The organism is Vreelandella sulfidaeris Esulfide1 (genome assembly GCF_054072535.1).
The window spans coordinates 140,691-156,220 of the sequence record NZ_JBSVSF010000002.1 but is presented as its reverse complement, the minus strand read 5'-3'; the positions used below and the strand labels follow the sequence as shown (position 1 = coordinate 156,220).

The 15,530-nt window shown below is 55.8% G+C and carries 13 protein-coding genes and 1 pseudogene; 11 read left to right on the top strand and 3 right to left on the bottom strand.

Features of this window, described 5'->3' with window-relative positions; all coding sequences use genetic code 11:
- Positions 1-258 precede the first annotated feature (258 nt).
- Positions 259-1,845, top strand: coding sequence for a phosphatase PAP2 family protein (locus tag ACW44H_RS20525; RefSeq protein WP_035561808.1), 1,587 nt, complete (start codon positions 259-261; stop codon positions 1,843-1,845).
- Between the two features lie 1,186 nt (positions 1,846-3,031).
- Here the strand turns inward: ACW44H_RS20525 and ACW44H_RS20520 are convergent.
- Positions 3,032-4,402: an MFS transporter gene (locus ACW44H_RS20520; RefSeq protein ID WP_035561811.1), complete on the bottom strand. Its 1,371-nt coding sequence runs from the start codon at positions 4,400-4,402 to the stop codon at positions 3,032-3,034.
- A 35-nt stretch (positions 4,403-4,437) separates the two neighbouring features.
- Entirely contained in the window at positions 4,438-4,713 is a 276-nt protein-coding gene (locus ACW44H_RS20515; protein ID WP_176304217.1) for a metal-sensing transcriptional repressor, read from the bottom strand.
- A gap of 128 nt (positions 4,714-4,841) precedes the next feature.
- On the opposite strand from ACW44H_RS20515, the gene ACW44H_RS20510 reads away from it, so the two are divergent.
- The 3 genes from ACW44H_RS20510 to ACW44H_RS20500 all read left to right on the top strand — a co-directional run bounded on the left by ACW44H_RS20510 (position 4,842) and on the right by ACW44H_RS20500 (position 6,774).
- The gene (locus ACW44H_RS20510) at positions 4,842-5,207 is read left to right on the top strand and encodes a hypothetical protein (protein ID WP_035561818.1); all 366 of its coding nucleotides are present in this window, start codon (positions 4,842-4,844) and stop codon (positions 5,205-5,207) included.
- A gap of 139 nt (positions 5,208-5,346) precedes the next feature.
- Complete coding sequence (locus tag ACW44H_RS20505) at positions 5,347-5,997, top strand: HupE/UreJ family protein (protein ID WP_035561902.1); 651 nt, start codon at positions 5,347-5,349, stop codon at positions 5,995-5,997.
- 15 nt (positions 5,998-6,012) lie between these two features.
- Positions 6,013-6,774, top strand: a complete 762-nt coding sequence (locus ACW44H_RS20500) for a hypothetical protein (RefSeq protein WP_113270634.1) — start codon at positions 6,013-6,015, stop codon at positions 6,772-6,774.
- 87 nt (positions 6,775-6,861) lie between these two features.
- Here the strand turns inward: ACW44H_RS20500 and ACW44H_RS20495 are convergent, their stop codons facing one another.
- A complete protein-coding gene (locus ACW44H_RS20495; RefSeq protein ID WP_241524643.1) occupies positions 6,862-7,323 on the bottom strand; it encodes a hypothetical protein in 462 nt (153 codons plus the stop codon).
- A 580-nt stretch (positions 7,324-7,903) separates the two neighbouring features.
- Between ACW44H_RS20495 and ACW44H_RS20490 the strand changes: the two genes are divergently transcribed.
- From ACW44H_RS20490 to lnt, 7 genes and pseudogenes are all read left to right on the top strand, one after another.
- A complete protein-coding gene (locus tag ACW44H_RS20490) occupies positions 7,904-8,995 on the top strand; it encodes a DUF7146 domain-containing protein (protein WP_052703833.1) in 1,092 nt (363 codons plus the stop codon).
- A gap of 540 nt (positions 8,996-9,535) precedes the next feature.
- A complete protein-coding gene (locus tag ACW44H_RS20485) occupies positions 9,536-10,189 on the top strand; it encodes an ERF family protein (protein ID WP_167408823.1) in 654 nt (217 codons plus the stop codon).
- A gap of 71 nt (positions 10,190-10,260) precedes the next feature.
- A complete protein-coding gene (locus ACW44H_RS20480; protein ID WP_146779542.1) occupies positions 10,261-10,716 on the top strand; it encodes a metal-dependent hydrolase in 456 nt (151 codons plus the stop codon).
- Complete coding sequence (locus tag ACW44H_RS20475) at positions 10,713-11,054, top strand: hypothetical protein (protein WP_457509115.1); 342 nt, start codon at positions 10,713-10,715, stop codon at positions 11,052-11,054. Before ACW44H_RS20480 ends, ACW44H_RS20475 begins: the two co-directional genes overlap by 4 nt.
- A 247-nt stretch (positions 11,055-11,301) precedes the next feature.
- Positions 11,302-13,489: pseudogene (locus tag ACW44H_RS20470) on the top strand (heavy metal translocating P-type ATPase).
- Positions 13,486-13,989: a signal peptidase II gene (gene lspA, locus ACW44H_RS20465; protein ID WP_035556057.1), complete on the top strand. Its 504-nt coding sequence runs from the start codon at positions 13,486-13,488 to the stop codon at positions 13,987-13,989. The pseudogene ACW44H_RS20470 and the gene lspA overlap by 4 nt, the downstream one beginning before the upstream one ends.
- Before the next feature lie 4 nt (positions 13,990-13,993).
- Positions 13,994-15,526 (top strand): apolipoprotein N-acyltransferase, encoded by a 1,533-nt coding sequence (lnt, locus tag ACW44H_RS20460; protein ID WP_035556060.1) that lies wholly within the window; start codon positions 13,994-13,996, stop codon positions 15,524-15,526.
- Positions 15,527-15,530: the final 4 nt, after the last annotated feature.

The following is a 15,530-nucleotide window of genomic DNA, read 5'->3' as shown; positions in this document are numbered from 1 at the left end:
CCTTGGGTGCCGCCATTGGTCTCGGGCATCTTGCGCTATGGCCAATTCTGATCGCCACGACCCTTGGGGCAATCGCAGGAGATGGGCTGTCCTTTTGGGTCGGTCATCATTGGCGCGATGGTATTACTACGGCATGGCCGCTAAGGGGGCGGCCAAACCTCATCCATACCAGCAACGCCTGGCGGCAAGAGTATCCTGATCGCTCGTTTTACGCCGGGCGTGCGAGCAGTGATACCCGTCATGGCAGGAGTGTCGGGCATGGCCCCTGTTCGCTTTCTGGCGGCAAATATTACTTCAGCAATCATATGGGCTCCTGCTCACATCCTCCCCGGTGCAGTGGCTGGCCTCGGGCTCAGCTTGGTAGGGCATGCAAGCATGCGTTTGGTGGTGCTTGTCGGCATCATCTTCGGAGCTGGCTTCGCCATTGTGTTGTTGATTCGTCTGATGCTGACCAGGGGCGTGCCAGCCCTTGAGGCTCTGCGTTTGCGGCTTATCGGGCGATTGCGGAAAAGTGGCGAGGGTCGTGTCAGCACTTTGGCAATGTCACTTCTCGCGCCCTCGCATGACCTACAACCGCTCATCCTGATTGGTGTCCCGCTAGCCTTTGTTGCCGCCGCTTTGGCGACTCTGGCTCAAGAGGTGGCCGAGCGGAGCGGGCTGGCGGTCGCCGATCAGTCGATTAGCCTAGCCCTTAGCCACCTGCGTACCGAACCGGGCGATAAAGTCGTCGCCTTCCTCACCGGCTTCGGTGACGCTTATGTCATCATCGCTTCGTCTGCAGCGGTCACTTGCTGGCTACTGCTGCGCAGGCAGTGGCACCTCGCCCTAGGGGTTGTACTGAGCATCGCCATTGCCTCAGGACTTGCCACGCTCCTCAAGGCGGGACTGGCGATACCGCGTCCGCAGGCACTTTACGAGGGCGCCCAGGTCTTCGGCTTCCCGAGCGGCCACGCCACGGGGGCCGCGACGCTGATGGGACTGCTTACCTGGTTTGCTTGGTTCGGCTTACCACAACCTTGGCGCAGGGTGATGCCCATGGCCTTCGCCGCGGTCGTGGGCATCATCGCCGCCTCGCGCCTGTATCTCTCGGCCCACTGGCCATCGGATGTCGTCGGCGGCATGCTGCTGGGAACCGGGCTTACGCTATGCTTTGCGCTGGCCTTTCGTCGCGTAGACCTACGCAAGGCCCGGCCAGGTATGGCGATCGCGCTGGCCTTATTCGTTTTCCTCGGATTTGGAGCCTGGCACTCATGGCGCGCTCTGCCGCAGGCCGTGGCCATGTACACGCCGCCCCCGACACCTGTGCAGGTCATTTCCCGCGATGCCTGGCTTACCGCAGACTGGCAAACCCTCCCGGTGCGTAGAACCGACTTGGTGGGTGAAACGGAAGAACCCTTCTCGCTGCAATGGACGGGAACCTCTACTGCCTTCGAGGCAGCTGCGAGCACTGCTGGCTGGGTCCGCGCCGATGGCCTCACCTTGCAGACCCTGCCACGCTATCTCGATCCGGCAGTCTCAGCCGAGGCGCTGCCGGTGATCCCTCGACTGCAGGATGGCCAGTTTTCGGTATTGACCATGGTGCGGCCCGCACAGGACGGCAAGAGTCGCGAGGTCCTGCGCCTCTGGAAGTCGAACACGGCGCTTTCCGACACAGGCAGGCAGACGCCGATCCTACTCGTGAGCGTGGAAACCGAAGTCATTCGTCGCGCTGTCGGCATGATCAATTTGCCAGTGGTACATGAGGTTGCCTATCCCTCTCGGCACGATCTCCGGCTGACGGGCACACTGCGCAGGAGGGAAGATGGCCAGCCTGTGCTGCTGGCACCAGCCGATTCGGCGGGGTGAGAGGACTGAAATGACCACCCTATTAAATCGTGAAAGACTATAATTGTATAACCCGCCGACTCTGTATGTATCCAAAAATCAGGAGCGCAACCGGGTGATGTTAGCGACATGAAAAATCTCGTCATGAAATCCACTATATGGCGCGGGTCGAAGGCAGCTTGTTGCATCCCGATCATCGTATGGACGCAGAAATAGATCGCAACTGCCCTGATTGGAGCCAACATGAACACCGAGCACAAGTACCTTGTCCGGCTTGCCAGACGCCTACGCAAGCAGCGCCAAGCCCTTGATCCGGAGGAGGTGACTTTTATGATAGGGATACACCGCCGGGAGCCTATCAGACGCGACGCCAAGACTGTCTCCGCTGAGCATTCGGCGCTTGGAAAGCGCCACTCCGACAGTGTGGCGGCGGTCGGCGGTACGTTTGAATATGAAGGTGGGTCAGCCCATCGTGCAACGACTCGACCGGATTGTTGCTCAGATAGGTGCCGATCACATTGATGTCGCCGACCCGACAAAAGACCTGCCGCAACGCCATAATTCGAACGGGCTACTCCTCAATCTGAGCCTTCAGGTTTTGGCTCACATCGCTCAAAGGGTTAACTCATCCCGTTGTCAGTTTTCTTTGGATCAGTGAGACAGCTGGGGTTCGACTGTAATGTGTACTAACGACGGGCATCGAGCTTGAATGCGCTGCAGGTAAATATCAGGCGATTCTGGGCTGTGTGAGACGAGCGCGACAATCGCCGCGTGGATATTGGGGCCAATCGACCAAATGTGTAAGTCGCTGATGTGCGTTTGCTCGTCCTCCGGACTCCCCGAGGCACTTTTGGATAACGTCACTGAGCGCTTTAGGCGATTCTGGCCAGGGCACCACCGGCAGCGGATTGGGTTTATCGATTGTCTCGGAGTTGGCCCAGCGCCAAAACGCACGCCTTACGCTTAGTAATCGCACGCCCAACGGTCTAGTGGTCAGTGTGACGTGGGGGTAACACCACACCAGCAGCAAGATAGCTGAGTAATTGGCTGGCCACTGCCCAGGGATCGCCGATACGTTCAAGCACCTTAAGCCCAAGAAGGAAAATGTTCCCTGCGAAGCTTCTGGGGTGAATGCCTTCAGTAAAGTAGGCATCACCCGTAGTGATTTAACCTAATAGGCATCTATTAACTTGTCAGCCTTAATGTGTCACGAAGGCCATCGTGTATGGTGGTTATCAATGACAAATATGTGCCGATGCACATTTCTGGGATGATGGTGGGGATGGCTATGAGGTTCCGGCCCCTCCCACCCTTCATGCTCGTGTTGATGGTGTTCATCGTGATAGTGAAGATGGCTATGACGTATAGGCGAGTGCTCATGCGCAATCTCTCTTGAGTCTCGACGAGGCCAAGTAAGCATCGCAAGCCCTGTCGCCGTTAAAGCTACTGTCCCGAGCAAAGCGAACGTTCCCGTCAGACCCAGGTTTATCCCCAGCCAGCCTGCCAACGGATAGGTGATCAACCAGCAACAGTGTGACAACGAGAATTGGGCAGCAAATAGCGCTGGACGATCCTCCGTCTGGCACGAACGCTTGAGCAAGCGCCCTGTAGGGGTCATGACCATCGAAGCGCCTGCACCCAGTAGCAACCATAGCCCGACAAGTCCCGCAAACGATGGGCCTAGCCAGCCCAAGTAGAGACTGAGCGCCATGATAACGCCACCCAACAGCATGACTGGTCGTTCAGGCAATCGATCCAGTACCTTAGGTAGCAGTACGGCCACCAGCATGGAGCCCCCACCTGCGGCCGCAAAGGCCAAAGCTACTTCTTTCTCGCCAAGCCCCAACATAGAGCGAACAAGCACTACCGTATTGACGATCTGCATCGCTCCGGCGGCTGAGACCGCCAAGTTCAACGCCAACAGACCGCGAAGGCGAGGTGTTTTTAGATAAATCCGTATGCCGTGAGAAACGCGACGCCAAACACCGGGAATTTCCTCTAGTGGTTGTGGCTCAGGTAACATCACCGATATAACCAGTGAGGCAGAGATCACGAACGCCAGGGCGTTGAGTACAAACAGGACATCAAAGCTCATCGCCATCAGCAATGCCGCGGCCACCATCGGGCTAAGAAGATTCTCTAAATCGTAGGCAAGGCGTGACAGGGATAATGCTCGTGTGTATTGCTCTTCGTCTTCTAGGATGTCCGGTATTGTCGCCTGGAAAACGGGAGTGAAGCCTGCTGAGCAAGCATTGAGTAGAAAGATCAGCACATAGATTTGCCACACTTCGGTAACAAAAGGCAGTGCGCAAACCACGGCTGCTCGCAGCAAGTCGAGGCTAACCAACAACGTGCGTCGAGGTAGGCGTGAGGCGTAAGCACCCACCAGTGGAGCAATGCCCACGTAGGCGACCATCTTAATCGCCAGCGCTGTGCCTAGTACGACACCCGCCTGCCCCCCAGCAAGATCATGAGCCAGTAACGCTAGGGCAACGGTGGTCAGACCGGTGCCAATCAGTGCAATGACCTGAGCGAAAAAGAGATGGCGATAGACGCGATGGGCGAGTACATCGAGCATAGAGCGTTCCTCAAGTGAGGGGAGCTTAGATGCATTTACAGGTAGCGGGCAATGGCCTTGAACTCTTCAGTCCGCGCCCGCTGCGTTTGATCCTGAGAGCCCAAGGCATCTTCTAGGCAGTGATCGATATGATCTAAAACCAAGGTACGTTTGGCCTGTTGAATAGCTTTCTCAACCGCATGAAGCTGCTGGGCAATGTCTAGACAGTGGCGACCATCCTCTATCATCTGCGTCACGCTCGAAAGGTGTCCCCGAGCCCGGTTTAAGCGCTTGATGATATCGGGATGTGACTGGTGTGTATGTATTGTCATTTTCTTTTCCTTATTCTATTCCTATCCCCCTGGAGGGGATGATAATCTATTGGTGCTATGCGGAGCTACAGCGTAAGCAAATTGTTATCTACATTTTTTATCGTCAATTTTTGTCTTGGTTGCTCTAAATGCTCAATCGGCTGCGCCACCGTCTTGGCTATCTGACCCTGCTACTGCTGTTTTTGCCTAGCCTGGTGCTTACCAGTGTGGGCGAAGCGAGTGCGCATGGCGCAATGAGCATGGTTGGCGTTGAGTCATCTCACCATGAGAGTGTTCAGAAGGGCCATGGGCATACCCATGGGCATGAACACGATGACGGTCGACACCTCTCTCATGAGAGCGGCAGTCACTTCCACGAACAAGCGGATCGCTTGGGGGCGAACATTGCCATCGCACCAAACGTTCGTCATGCCATGCGGCTAGGCGAACGACGCGCTTTTCCCCTGCGTCGTGTCTACCGCTTGGAGCGCCCTCCACGGCCAGTCGTCGCTTGATGACTGGGGCCATCCATCCGATGGCCAACACTAATGACAGACCCGTGGAGGTTGCATGTTTCCATCCCAAGTAAGGGGTGCGCTCGGCTTGCCTATGATGGCACGACGCCACGCCTTAGCCTTTCTAACACTGTTGTTCATGCTGCTGGGTGCCAGTGGCGAGGCCTTTGCTCACGCGGTTGCTGAGGGTGACAAGGGCTACATCCAAGAGATCTATGGCGTTAATCTGATCTCGTTTATGTATCTCGGTGCCAAGCACATGGTAACGGGGTATGACCACATCCTGTTTTTGTTAGGGGTCATCTTTTTCCTCTACCGAATGCAGCATATCGCTATTTACGTCAGCCTCTTTGCCATCGGTCACTCGACGACCATGCTTCTCGGGGTCTACTTCAATATCGGCATCAATAGCTATCTGATCGATGCCATCATCGGGCTATCCGTTATCTACAAGGCGCTCGATAACATCGGTGCGTATCAGCGCTGGCTCGGCTTTCAGCCCAACACCAAGGTAGCCACGTTGGTGTTCGGTCTGTTTCATGGCTTTGGCCTGTCGAGCAAGATCATTGAGTACGATATCTCGCCCGATGGTCTCGTCCCTAACCTTCTGGCATTCAACATAGGCGTAGAGATCGGCCAGCTACTGGCATTGAGCGCCATTCTCATTGTGATGGGCTTCTGGCGACGCACTACGGGCTTCTTACGCCACGCCTATACCGCCAACGTCGCCATGATGTGTGCTGGTTTTATGCTGGTAGGTTATCAACTGACCGGCTATTTCATTGCCTAATTGAAGGAGTCCCCAATGTATAACACTGATCTTCCAACCCGTGCCGAACTGCCGTCAACGGGTAAGTTACTTCGCTCTACGTTGATGGCAGTCGTTATTGCCGTCGCTTTGCTGATCAGCGTCGTGCTACCTGCTGAGTATGCCATTGACCCGACCGGCGCTGGGCGCTTGTTGGGGCTGACGGAGATGGGAGAAATCAAGACCCAGTTGGCTGAGGAAGCCGAGCTCGACCAAGCCAGTGTCCAACAGGCTTCTGAACCCGCTGCACCTCAAGAGGCCGTTAGTGATAGCCAACCTTCGGCTGCAACCGCTACTGCTGCGCCAACTTCAGACGTAGAGACGGAGCAGGTAGCCGCTTCGTTACCAGAAGACCAAGAGATGGTGCAGACTGAAGCAAACGTAGCGCTTGCTGACGCTCCTGCCGCTGAGGAGACACCTTCCCAGGCAACTGAAGAAACTGCGGCATGGGGTGATGAGGTGACCTTCACACTCACGCCGGGTGAAGGTACCGAGTATAAGCTAACGATGGAAGAAGGTGCTGTCGCGACATTCGCTTGGGCGTCCGACGGCGGGCCACTTAATTTTGACACCCACGGCGATGGCAATGGGAACTCCATCAGCTACGAGAAGGGGCGTGGCGTACCCGAAGATGAGGGAGAGCTGGAAGCTGCTTTCACCGGCAACCACGGCTGGTTCTTCCGTAACCGCAATGACAACGACGTGACCGTGGTCTTGCGTGTTGGAGGAGACTACGGGGAGCTAAAAGGTATGCTTTAATTCCCTTAACTGAACCGCTCCGGCCAAAAGGCCGGGGCGGCCCCCATAGCGCACCTAACGACAAACAGCAGAGCTAACGTTTTACTCTTATACAATAGGCAGCCAGTAGCTCACGCCCTCCATGCTAACCCGAACCCCGTCTCCTGAATGCTCTATGGTCTGTTGACGGAGTGCTTTTTTAGATACTTTCTTGTCATGACAGTATTCCATGGTAGTGACGATCCATCGTTCCTTCCACTCCTCCCCTTGATCAGTACACTTAGCCATTTGAATCATGGTGCGAGCCAACTTTTCTTTTCGCCGTTTTCTTGCCCGTTTCTCATCCACCCTAGGGGTCAGTGTGGTGGCATGCTGGCGATTTAAGAAATTGGTAAACCCCGTCACCAAGGCTGCTTGTCCGGGCACCGCACTCAAGTAACTGTCCACATCGCCCTGGTTAGGTAGCCGCTGTCCCTCTCTGTCAGTATTGAGTAACAATGCGGCTGCCGCGCTTAGTGCAAGTCGTGCGGAGGTGTGGGACGTTGTGCCCGCCTCTATACGGGTTTCCAATTACAGCCAACAGGCTTGCAGCACTTGGTCTGATAGCGAAGCGGACGGCATAGAACTGAGACACGCTTGTATACGTCTTTTCTCTGAGTCGATCCGCTTTGCTTGGTGATCCGGCTCTACCCCTTGCTCTTCATGCAACCATCACATAGGGAGCCTCACACGCCGCAATCCCTCTGCCCCGAAGTGATGAAGCAGTTCCGTATAGCTCGGTATGCGTGACCATGCTTGGTCGAGTTACTGCTGGGCCAAGTAGTGGTGCATTGTGCATTTCGTGCTGTGGCCCGCCTCATTGGCAACTGCTTGCAAAGTATTAGTGAGCAGGACAAAGCTGCCTGGCAACAGAAGTGGCTCAAGACGCATTCCGCGGCTTAGCCACACACTGAACGACTAGGCACCCTTCAAGCCCCTCTCCGATTAATCGGGAGGGGCTTTTCTCTGTATAGGACTTCCAACTGCCATTGTTTCGCATGCGGAACATTTTTATTTGGTGGCAGTGTCTCCCCTACCTCTTCATAGCCGTCACTGGTCGCCCTATCTAATTGTGAGATCCGGGTGACCGGAAATGAGAGAGGAGCAGATCATGAGGAATAGCAACAAGTACGAAATTGCTGATGTGAAGCGTGTCGCGGAAGGTCAATGGGATACGGTCTTTCAGGCACTGTGCCCCGAGCTGGAGCATGCAATTGCCCACCCGGGACATCACATCGATTGCCCGATACATGGTGGCAAGGAAGACTTCCGCCTCGATCGCGGCTTCAAGCAACGGGGTACGGCCATTTGCACTTGCGGTAACTGGGATGGTTTTAGCCTGTTGAAAGAGCTGAAAGGCTGGGCTCTTCCCGAAATACTGGAGCAGGTAATGGGGGCTCTCGGTGAACAATCCGTTGAGCCGCTGGCGCCTACAGTATCACGGCCACCGCCACGGCAGGTCGAGGAAAAGCAGGACATCCGGCCAACGCTGCGCAAGCGCTGGGAAGAAGCTCTACCCCTGGGAAGAGGCGAAGGTCGCTTCATGCTGGCGAGCTACTTGCAGTTCCGCGGGTTGCCTGTAAAGCCGATGCTTAGCGTTCTCGAGACGGAGGCACGCCTCCACCCTAGGATGGCCTACATCGAGAAAGGCAAAGTGGTTAGCTACTACCCTGCACTGATAACCATTGTCAGGGATGCGGCTGGAAAGCCTGTCACGATGCATAGGACGTATCTCAACCGCACAGAAAATGGTGTGGTAGAGAAGGCGCCTGTGAGCAAGGCTAAAAAGCTGTTCCCTGTGGTGAAGGATGGTGATGTCCACGGTGGTGCTATTCGCTTAGGCACAGCTACAGCCGGCGTTATCGGTGTGGCTGAGGGTATTGAGACCTCGCTAGCTATTCGGGCTGCTACGGGAATGCCTGTCTGGCCGGTACTGTCAGCTTCCCTAATGAGGTCGTTCGAGCCGCCTGAGGGTGTCACGGAAGTCGTTATTTGGGCTGATCGTGACCTACCCGACAGGAAAGGACGCAAGGCTGGTCAGGACGCAGCGGAAGTGCTCCAGGCTCGGCTTTTAGAGAAAGGGATTCGAGCTTCGATAAAGATCCCTGATGCATCCAGCTCAACTGATGTGAGCGTTGATTGGGCTGATGTGTACACCAGTAGTGGGCTCACGGGATTTCCCCGCAAGAGCAAAGCTGCTTAACCCTTCAAACCCTTCTGACATCCATTGTCAGGAGGGTTTTTCATTTTCAGCATGATGGGATTCGGGAGGAAGGATGCATTTTTATATATTTGCTGAATCTGTTTGGGTCAAGCAGCTACTGATCACTTAGGTCATTTCACTCTACCTCGCTTGAAGCGCATTTCTGTGGCATTGGCGCTTTTTAGCGTGGATAGCATGCCTCCGGGCGGTGATTCTGTGCTCAAGGCTCTGAGCACAGGGTCCAAAGTTACCGCCCTATCTGTCATTCCATAACAAGCCTTGCTTTTATTATCTGTTATTCGTTCTGAGACTAAGGTTATATGGGGCCTAGGGAATGATTCTAGTTCCCTTGCGTGGTGCATCACTTCTCCCTACTTTCTTTTAAATTAAACGTTTGTTTGATTTATCCGCTGGATCGTGTCACTTCAGCGGCGTTGCCACTCCTCTCGGTAATCTCAATACCACCTCCCGTTTGTCTGTCAGTAGCGCCCCTACCCCTCATGAGACCCCGATACCTGGGGGATGAGAGGAGAGCACGTTATGAATCGCAGTGACTCGATCGCCAGAATCGGCAAAGCCCTGGCTTCAGTGCAGGCTGAGCTTGGTGGTCTGATCGCACCGGATTCTACGAATCCGATGTACGACAACCGCTATGCAAGCCTCGCAATTATAATCGGCAGCATTCGTGCCGTCTTGAATAAGTTTGAAATTGCACTGGTTCAGGCACCTGTGCCCGGAACAGTGGGGGCTATGGTGATGGAGACCATGCTCATTCATGGTCCTTCTGGGGAGTACATTGGCTCTTACTGTGAGATGCCCGTTGAGACCCTTGATAGCCATGGTGTGGCGTCAGCCCAGACGTATGCACGTCGCTATGGGTTGATGGCTCTTCTAGGCCTTGCTCAAGGCCCGGACGATGATGGAAATGCTGCCTATAACGCCGCTGTGGAATCCTCAGTGCTTCTCTCTCGAGGAGAGCCTGAGCCATCAGAGCAGCGGGTATCGAACGGTCACCGTTTGGCATCGCGCGAAGCGATTCTAGCGGAGATTGAAAACTCAGATGTTGAGCGATTGGTTTCGGCCGAACGCTGGGTCAATAGCGCTCAACTGGATGCACACCTGTCAGCTCGGCTCAAGGGAGCGATCGCACAGCGACGCCGAATTATCCAGCGACAGCAATCCCAACATGCTTAACGTTCCATAGCCCCATCCCTTTGTGGAGTTGGGGCTTTTTCGCGTGCATGACACAGGTATTTGGAGGCAGCTTGACCGGGAACGCTCATCGATTATTCGGCCTGGCGCTTGGCGCATCGGCTGGTGCGATTATGACCCCCTTTTATGGCGGGATGTCTGCGCTGGCGGTGGCGGCGATGGCGCTGCCTGGATCAACGGCACCTGACTGGCTGGAGATCCGCATTGGTCCAGCCACGCTCATACCCCATAGGACTGTGACCCACTGGTTGCTCCCTTGGCTAGGGCTGGCAGTGGCATCGGCCGTTTGGCTACCTGATGCGCCATTGCTTGCCGCCCTTCTCTTAGGTTTCTCGGTTGGTGGGCTCTCTCACGTCATTGGAGATGCTGGCACCCCTTTGGGAGTGCCTGTGTGGCACCCCGCCAAACGCCATTCCCTGAAGCTGTGGGATGGCGGCACTTCAGAATTTTGGCCCGTGCTGTTGGCCTGGGCCATTGCCGCGATATTGATACGGAGCCTTGTGCTATGAAACACATTACCGCTGGCCCTTTGCCGGCGCCATTTCTGCGGCTAATGCTGGCGCTTTTGCTAACGCTGAGTTCGACCGCTATAGCCCAGCCTGGTGGAGACCGAGGGCAAGCCTGCCTTGATAGCAATAATGCTCGCGAATGCGGTTGGTTCTGGGGGCACTTAGATGATGATGAGGAAGAAGAGCCCGAAGAGCCCCCAGTCGAGATACCGATGGCCAAGGCGCCTGAAGAGGAGCTGGATTGTACGGACCCAGAACAGTGGGAGCCCTCTTGTGGTTTTGTCGACCCAGAGGGGGAGCTTCGAGTTTCAAGCCAAGCAGCGCGACATGCTGCTTAACCAGTCTGTGATGAACCCCAACAATCCAGAGACAGTCGAGGCCTTTCAGCGGTATATGCGATGGGCCGTCGACCAAGCCATCACAATGTCGAGGATGTGGGAGTGCAATCGGCTCGTCGTGCTAACTCACCAATGCTGATACTTTGCCCCATCATCGACATGGTAAAACTCCTTACGTAGGGCTTGAAGCTATAGTTGCTACAAGGTTTACACTTCAAAACCATAGCCCATTGAGAGAAGAGGCACCATGAAAACATCAACGCAGGCGACAGCGACTACCTTTTTGACGCTGCGTGTTGAAGGCATGGACTGCGGCGGTTGTGAGCGCAAGGTCGTGTCGGCGCTAGAGCGGCTGGACGGCATTGAGGAAGTCACGGCAAGCTCGGTCACGGGATCGGTGAAGATTCATCACCATGATCACGGGGCCCCCTCGCGAAAGACCATTGAGGGCATTCTGAACGAACTAGGCTATCAAGTGACTTCCCCTGATGGCCAAACACGCGCATCTGGTGCTTCATCCCCTTGGTGGCAAACCGCTAAAGGGCGCTTGGTCATTATCACAGGAAATCTGCTGATCGTAGCCTTCGCGCTTCGTTTAGCATGGCCTGCGCTGGGTAATGTGCCGTTCATTCTGGCCACGCTGGTCGGCTTAATGCCCATTGCGCAGAGTGCCTGGGGCGCCCTCAAAATGCGCAACCCCTTTACCATCGAGATGCTGATGTGCATCGCTGCGCTTGGCGCATTGGCCATCAATGCTGCCGCTGAAGCTGCGATGGTCGTGTTCTTGTTCGCCGTAGGTGAGCTACTCGAAGGGGTAGCTGCTTCACGGGCGCGCCGCAGTATCTCAGCCTTGGCAAATTTAGCACCCTCAACGGCGAGGCTGATGGACAATGGCCATCTGCGTGACGTCTCGGCGGAGTCACTTAAACCCGGCCAGCGTGTGCTGGTGCGGCCCGGTGATCGCGTTCCCTGCGATGGACGCATCCTGGTGGGCACCTCCGACATTGACGACTCGCCGGGTAAACGGCGAGTCCATACCCCGTTCGCGAGCGCCTGGTGATGACATTTTTGCTGGCACAGTGAATCTTGATGCCGCCCTGGAGGTGGAGGTAACACGAGGCGCTGATGACAATACGATCGCACGCGTTATTCGCCTGGTTGAAGAAGCACAGGCCGCCAAGGCACCGATAGCACGCTTTATTGATCGTTTTGCGTATTACTATATGCCCGCCGTCGTCTTACTCGCCCTCCTGATGGCGATAGTGCCACCGCTGGTATCGACCATGGCATGGTCGGAGTCGATTTACCGTGCGTTAGCATTGCTGTTAATCGCATGCCCCTGCGCGTTAGTCATTTCCACCCCAGCCGCCATCGCCGCAGGCCTCTCGGCGGGCGCTCGGCGCGGCCTATTGATCAAAGGGGGAGCCGTTCTTGAACAGTTAGGTAAGCTTCGCTTGGTGGCATTAGATAAAACGGGCACCCTCACTGCGGGTACTCCAAGAGTCACAGATGTGGAGTCTTGGATCGCTGAGGAAGACGATAACAGCGTATTGCGGCTCGCCGCCGCGATAGAGCGAGATTCCAGTCACCCTATCGCCACGGCTATCGTTGAGCATGCCCGACAATCGGGCCTAAACCTCCCCACCGCCACCGGCAGCCGCGCTCTGGCGGGGCGCGGTGTCTCAGGCCAGGTGGAGGGTCGCGAGCTGAGCTTAATGACGCCTCGTCACCTTCACGAGAAAGTCATCCTGGAGGAAAGTCTCAGTGCTCGGATTATCGCGTTAGAAGAAGCCGGTAAGAGCCTCGCTCTCCTCGTCGAAGGCGAGCGTTTGTTGGGCTTGATCGCTGTTCGCGATGAGCCACGCGAAGATGCCCTTGAAGGCCTAGCGGCGCTATCCCGTTTAGGCGTACAGGCGGTCATGCTCAGCGGTGATAATGCCCGCACCGTCGCTGCCACTGGGGGTCGCTTAGGCATTGAAGCGTACGGCGAACTAATGCCTGAAGACAAGGCAGCGTATGTTCGAGACTGGCAAGCGACAGGTCGTGGCCCCATCGGTAAAGTAGGCGATGGCATCAACGATGCACCGGCACTCGCGGCAGCCGATGTGGGTATCGCGATGGGTGGCGGCACGGATGTGGCGTTGGAAACCGCCGATGCAGCCTTGCTCAAGAACCGCGTTACCGGCATCGCTGAGCTGATAGACCTCTCTCGTGCCACGCTACGCAATGTGAAAACCAACGTTGTTCTCGCCCTTGGCTTAAAAGCCATTTTCCTGGTCACCACAGCGCTGGGTATTACCGGTATGTGGATTGCGGTGATGGCCGATACCGGTGCTACCGTCCTGGTGACGTTGAACGCCATGCGACTGCTGGGTTATCGCTTTTCGCCCAGTACCGCATTGACAGGCCTGTCACAAGGAAAAACAACGTCATGAGAACAGCGCAACACGACAGCCCTTCACGACGTTGGCCATGGTTCACATTTGCTTGCGTGTTGGCTCTAGCCGATCAACTGGTCAAAGAAATCGTGCATGCCCAGATGTCGTTTGGCCAAGTCATTCCGCTAACGCCGTTTTTTAACTGGGTATACACCGGTAATACAGGAGCCGCTTTTAGCTTTCTCGCGGAGGCAGGTGGTTGGCAGCGCTACCTCTTTCTTGGTTTAGCGTTGGTGGTGGTCGTCGTATTGCTCGTGCAGCTATGCAAACCCCTGCCGCGCTTGGAAGCCTGTGCGTACAGTCTGATTCTTGGCGGCGCACTCGGCAATACCGTTGATCGGTTAGCGCGTGGGTACGTCGTCGACTATCTGGACGTTTACTGGAGCGAATGGCATTGGCCCGCCTTTAACATGGCCGATATCGCGCTATTTGCCGGTGTATTGATGTTCGCAGTGGCGTTATGGCGTGAAAGTCCTGCTTTTAAGCGCTCTGAGTAACGGTATGGACTCAGTCGATCAAGAAAAAAAATATACGTTTGTGGCTGGGCGACTCTCACCAACAGTCGATTGCGTTGTAGCGCTAGCCGCTGGGGTGCTGACCACCTTGAGTGCCGCCCCCTTTTCCCTATGGTGGCTTGGCCCAGTGGCCGTGGCACTGGTCTATTGGAAGATAGCGTCGCTAACGCCTGCCATGGCCACCCTGCGTGGGTGGTGCTATGGGGTAGGCCTGTTCGGTTCTGGCACATCGTGGGTCTTCGTTGCTATTCACGACTTCGGTGGCACCGGGGCCTTGGTGGCGATGTTCCTCACCACTCTTTTTGTCAGCGTCCTGGCGCTCTTCTTTGCAATCCCCTTTGGGCTCTATCGACGCATCACGGGGCCACGGTTCGCCTTTCTTAGCTTTGCCGGTATGTGGGTGGTGAGCGAATGGCTACGCACTTGGTTGCTCACCGGCTTTCCCTGGTTATTGCTCGGCACCTCTCAGATTGATTCTCCACTAGCCCCATGGGCGCCCGTTGGTGGTGTGTACTTGCTGTCACTCATGACCGCGCTGACAGGTACGTTAGGGGTAGAGGTTCTGCGTCGCCGCTGGGTTTTCCTTGTCCCAATGGCCGCCTTGTGGATCGTTCCATTCCTATTGCCCGCCCAATGGACAACCCCGGCTGGCAAGCCCATCCGGGTGGCATTGCTGCAAGGGAATCTTGACCAGCGCATTAAGTGGACTGCCCAAGGGCAGCGCGAGGCGGTCAATATCTACACAACGATGACACAAGAGCAAGCAAGGGACATCGATCTCATCGTTTGGCCCGAGGCAGCCCTTCCCATGCTTGAGCAGGAAGCACAGCGAATACTGGAGCAAGTAGCGTCCGACCTGGGGCCTAACACCTCCTTGTTGACCGGCATTTTGCAACGCGACAGTGAAGGGCGCTCTTATAACAGCGTCATAGGGCTAAATGATGTGCAAGGCGAATACCAGAAAGCGCACTTAGTACCCTTTGGCGAGTATTTGCCATTCCAAAGCCTCCTCGCTGACACCCTTGCTTTTTTCGACTTGCCAGCACCCCGCCTGACCCCAGGGTCAGACGGACAGGCTCCGTTACACGTGGCTGGCACTACCATTGGCACTGCCATCTGTTACGAGATCATTTTCGCCGACCATGTCGCCCAACAGGCGCGTAATGCCGAGCTGCTATTAACGGTTTCCAACGATACGTGGTTTGGGCGTTCCATTGGCCCACACCAACATCTTCAAATGGCGCGTCTACGTGCCTTAGAAAATGGTCGTCACCTACTTCGAGCTACCAGTAATGGCGTGACGGCCATCATCGATTCACAAGGCCACGTCACAGCCCGTGCCCCACAGTTTGAACCGGCCAGTTTAACTGGCGAGGTGACCCCGATGCAGGGCCTAACTCCTTTCACACGCACCGGTAGTGGCCCCGCTTGGATACTCGCTGCCTTGCTGACGCTGCTCGGATTACAACTAAACTTATCTCGATCAAAAAACGACGCATTAGATGAAAAAGGAACCTAGCGAT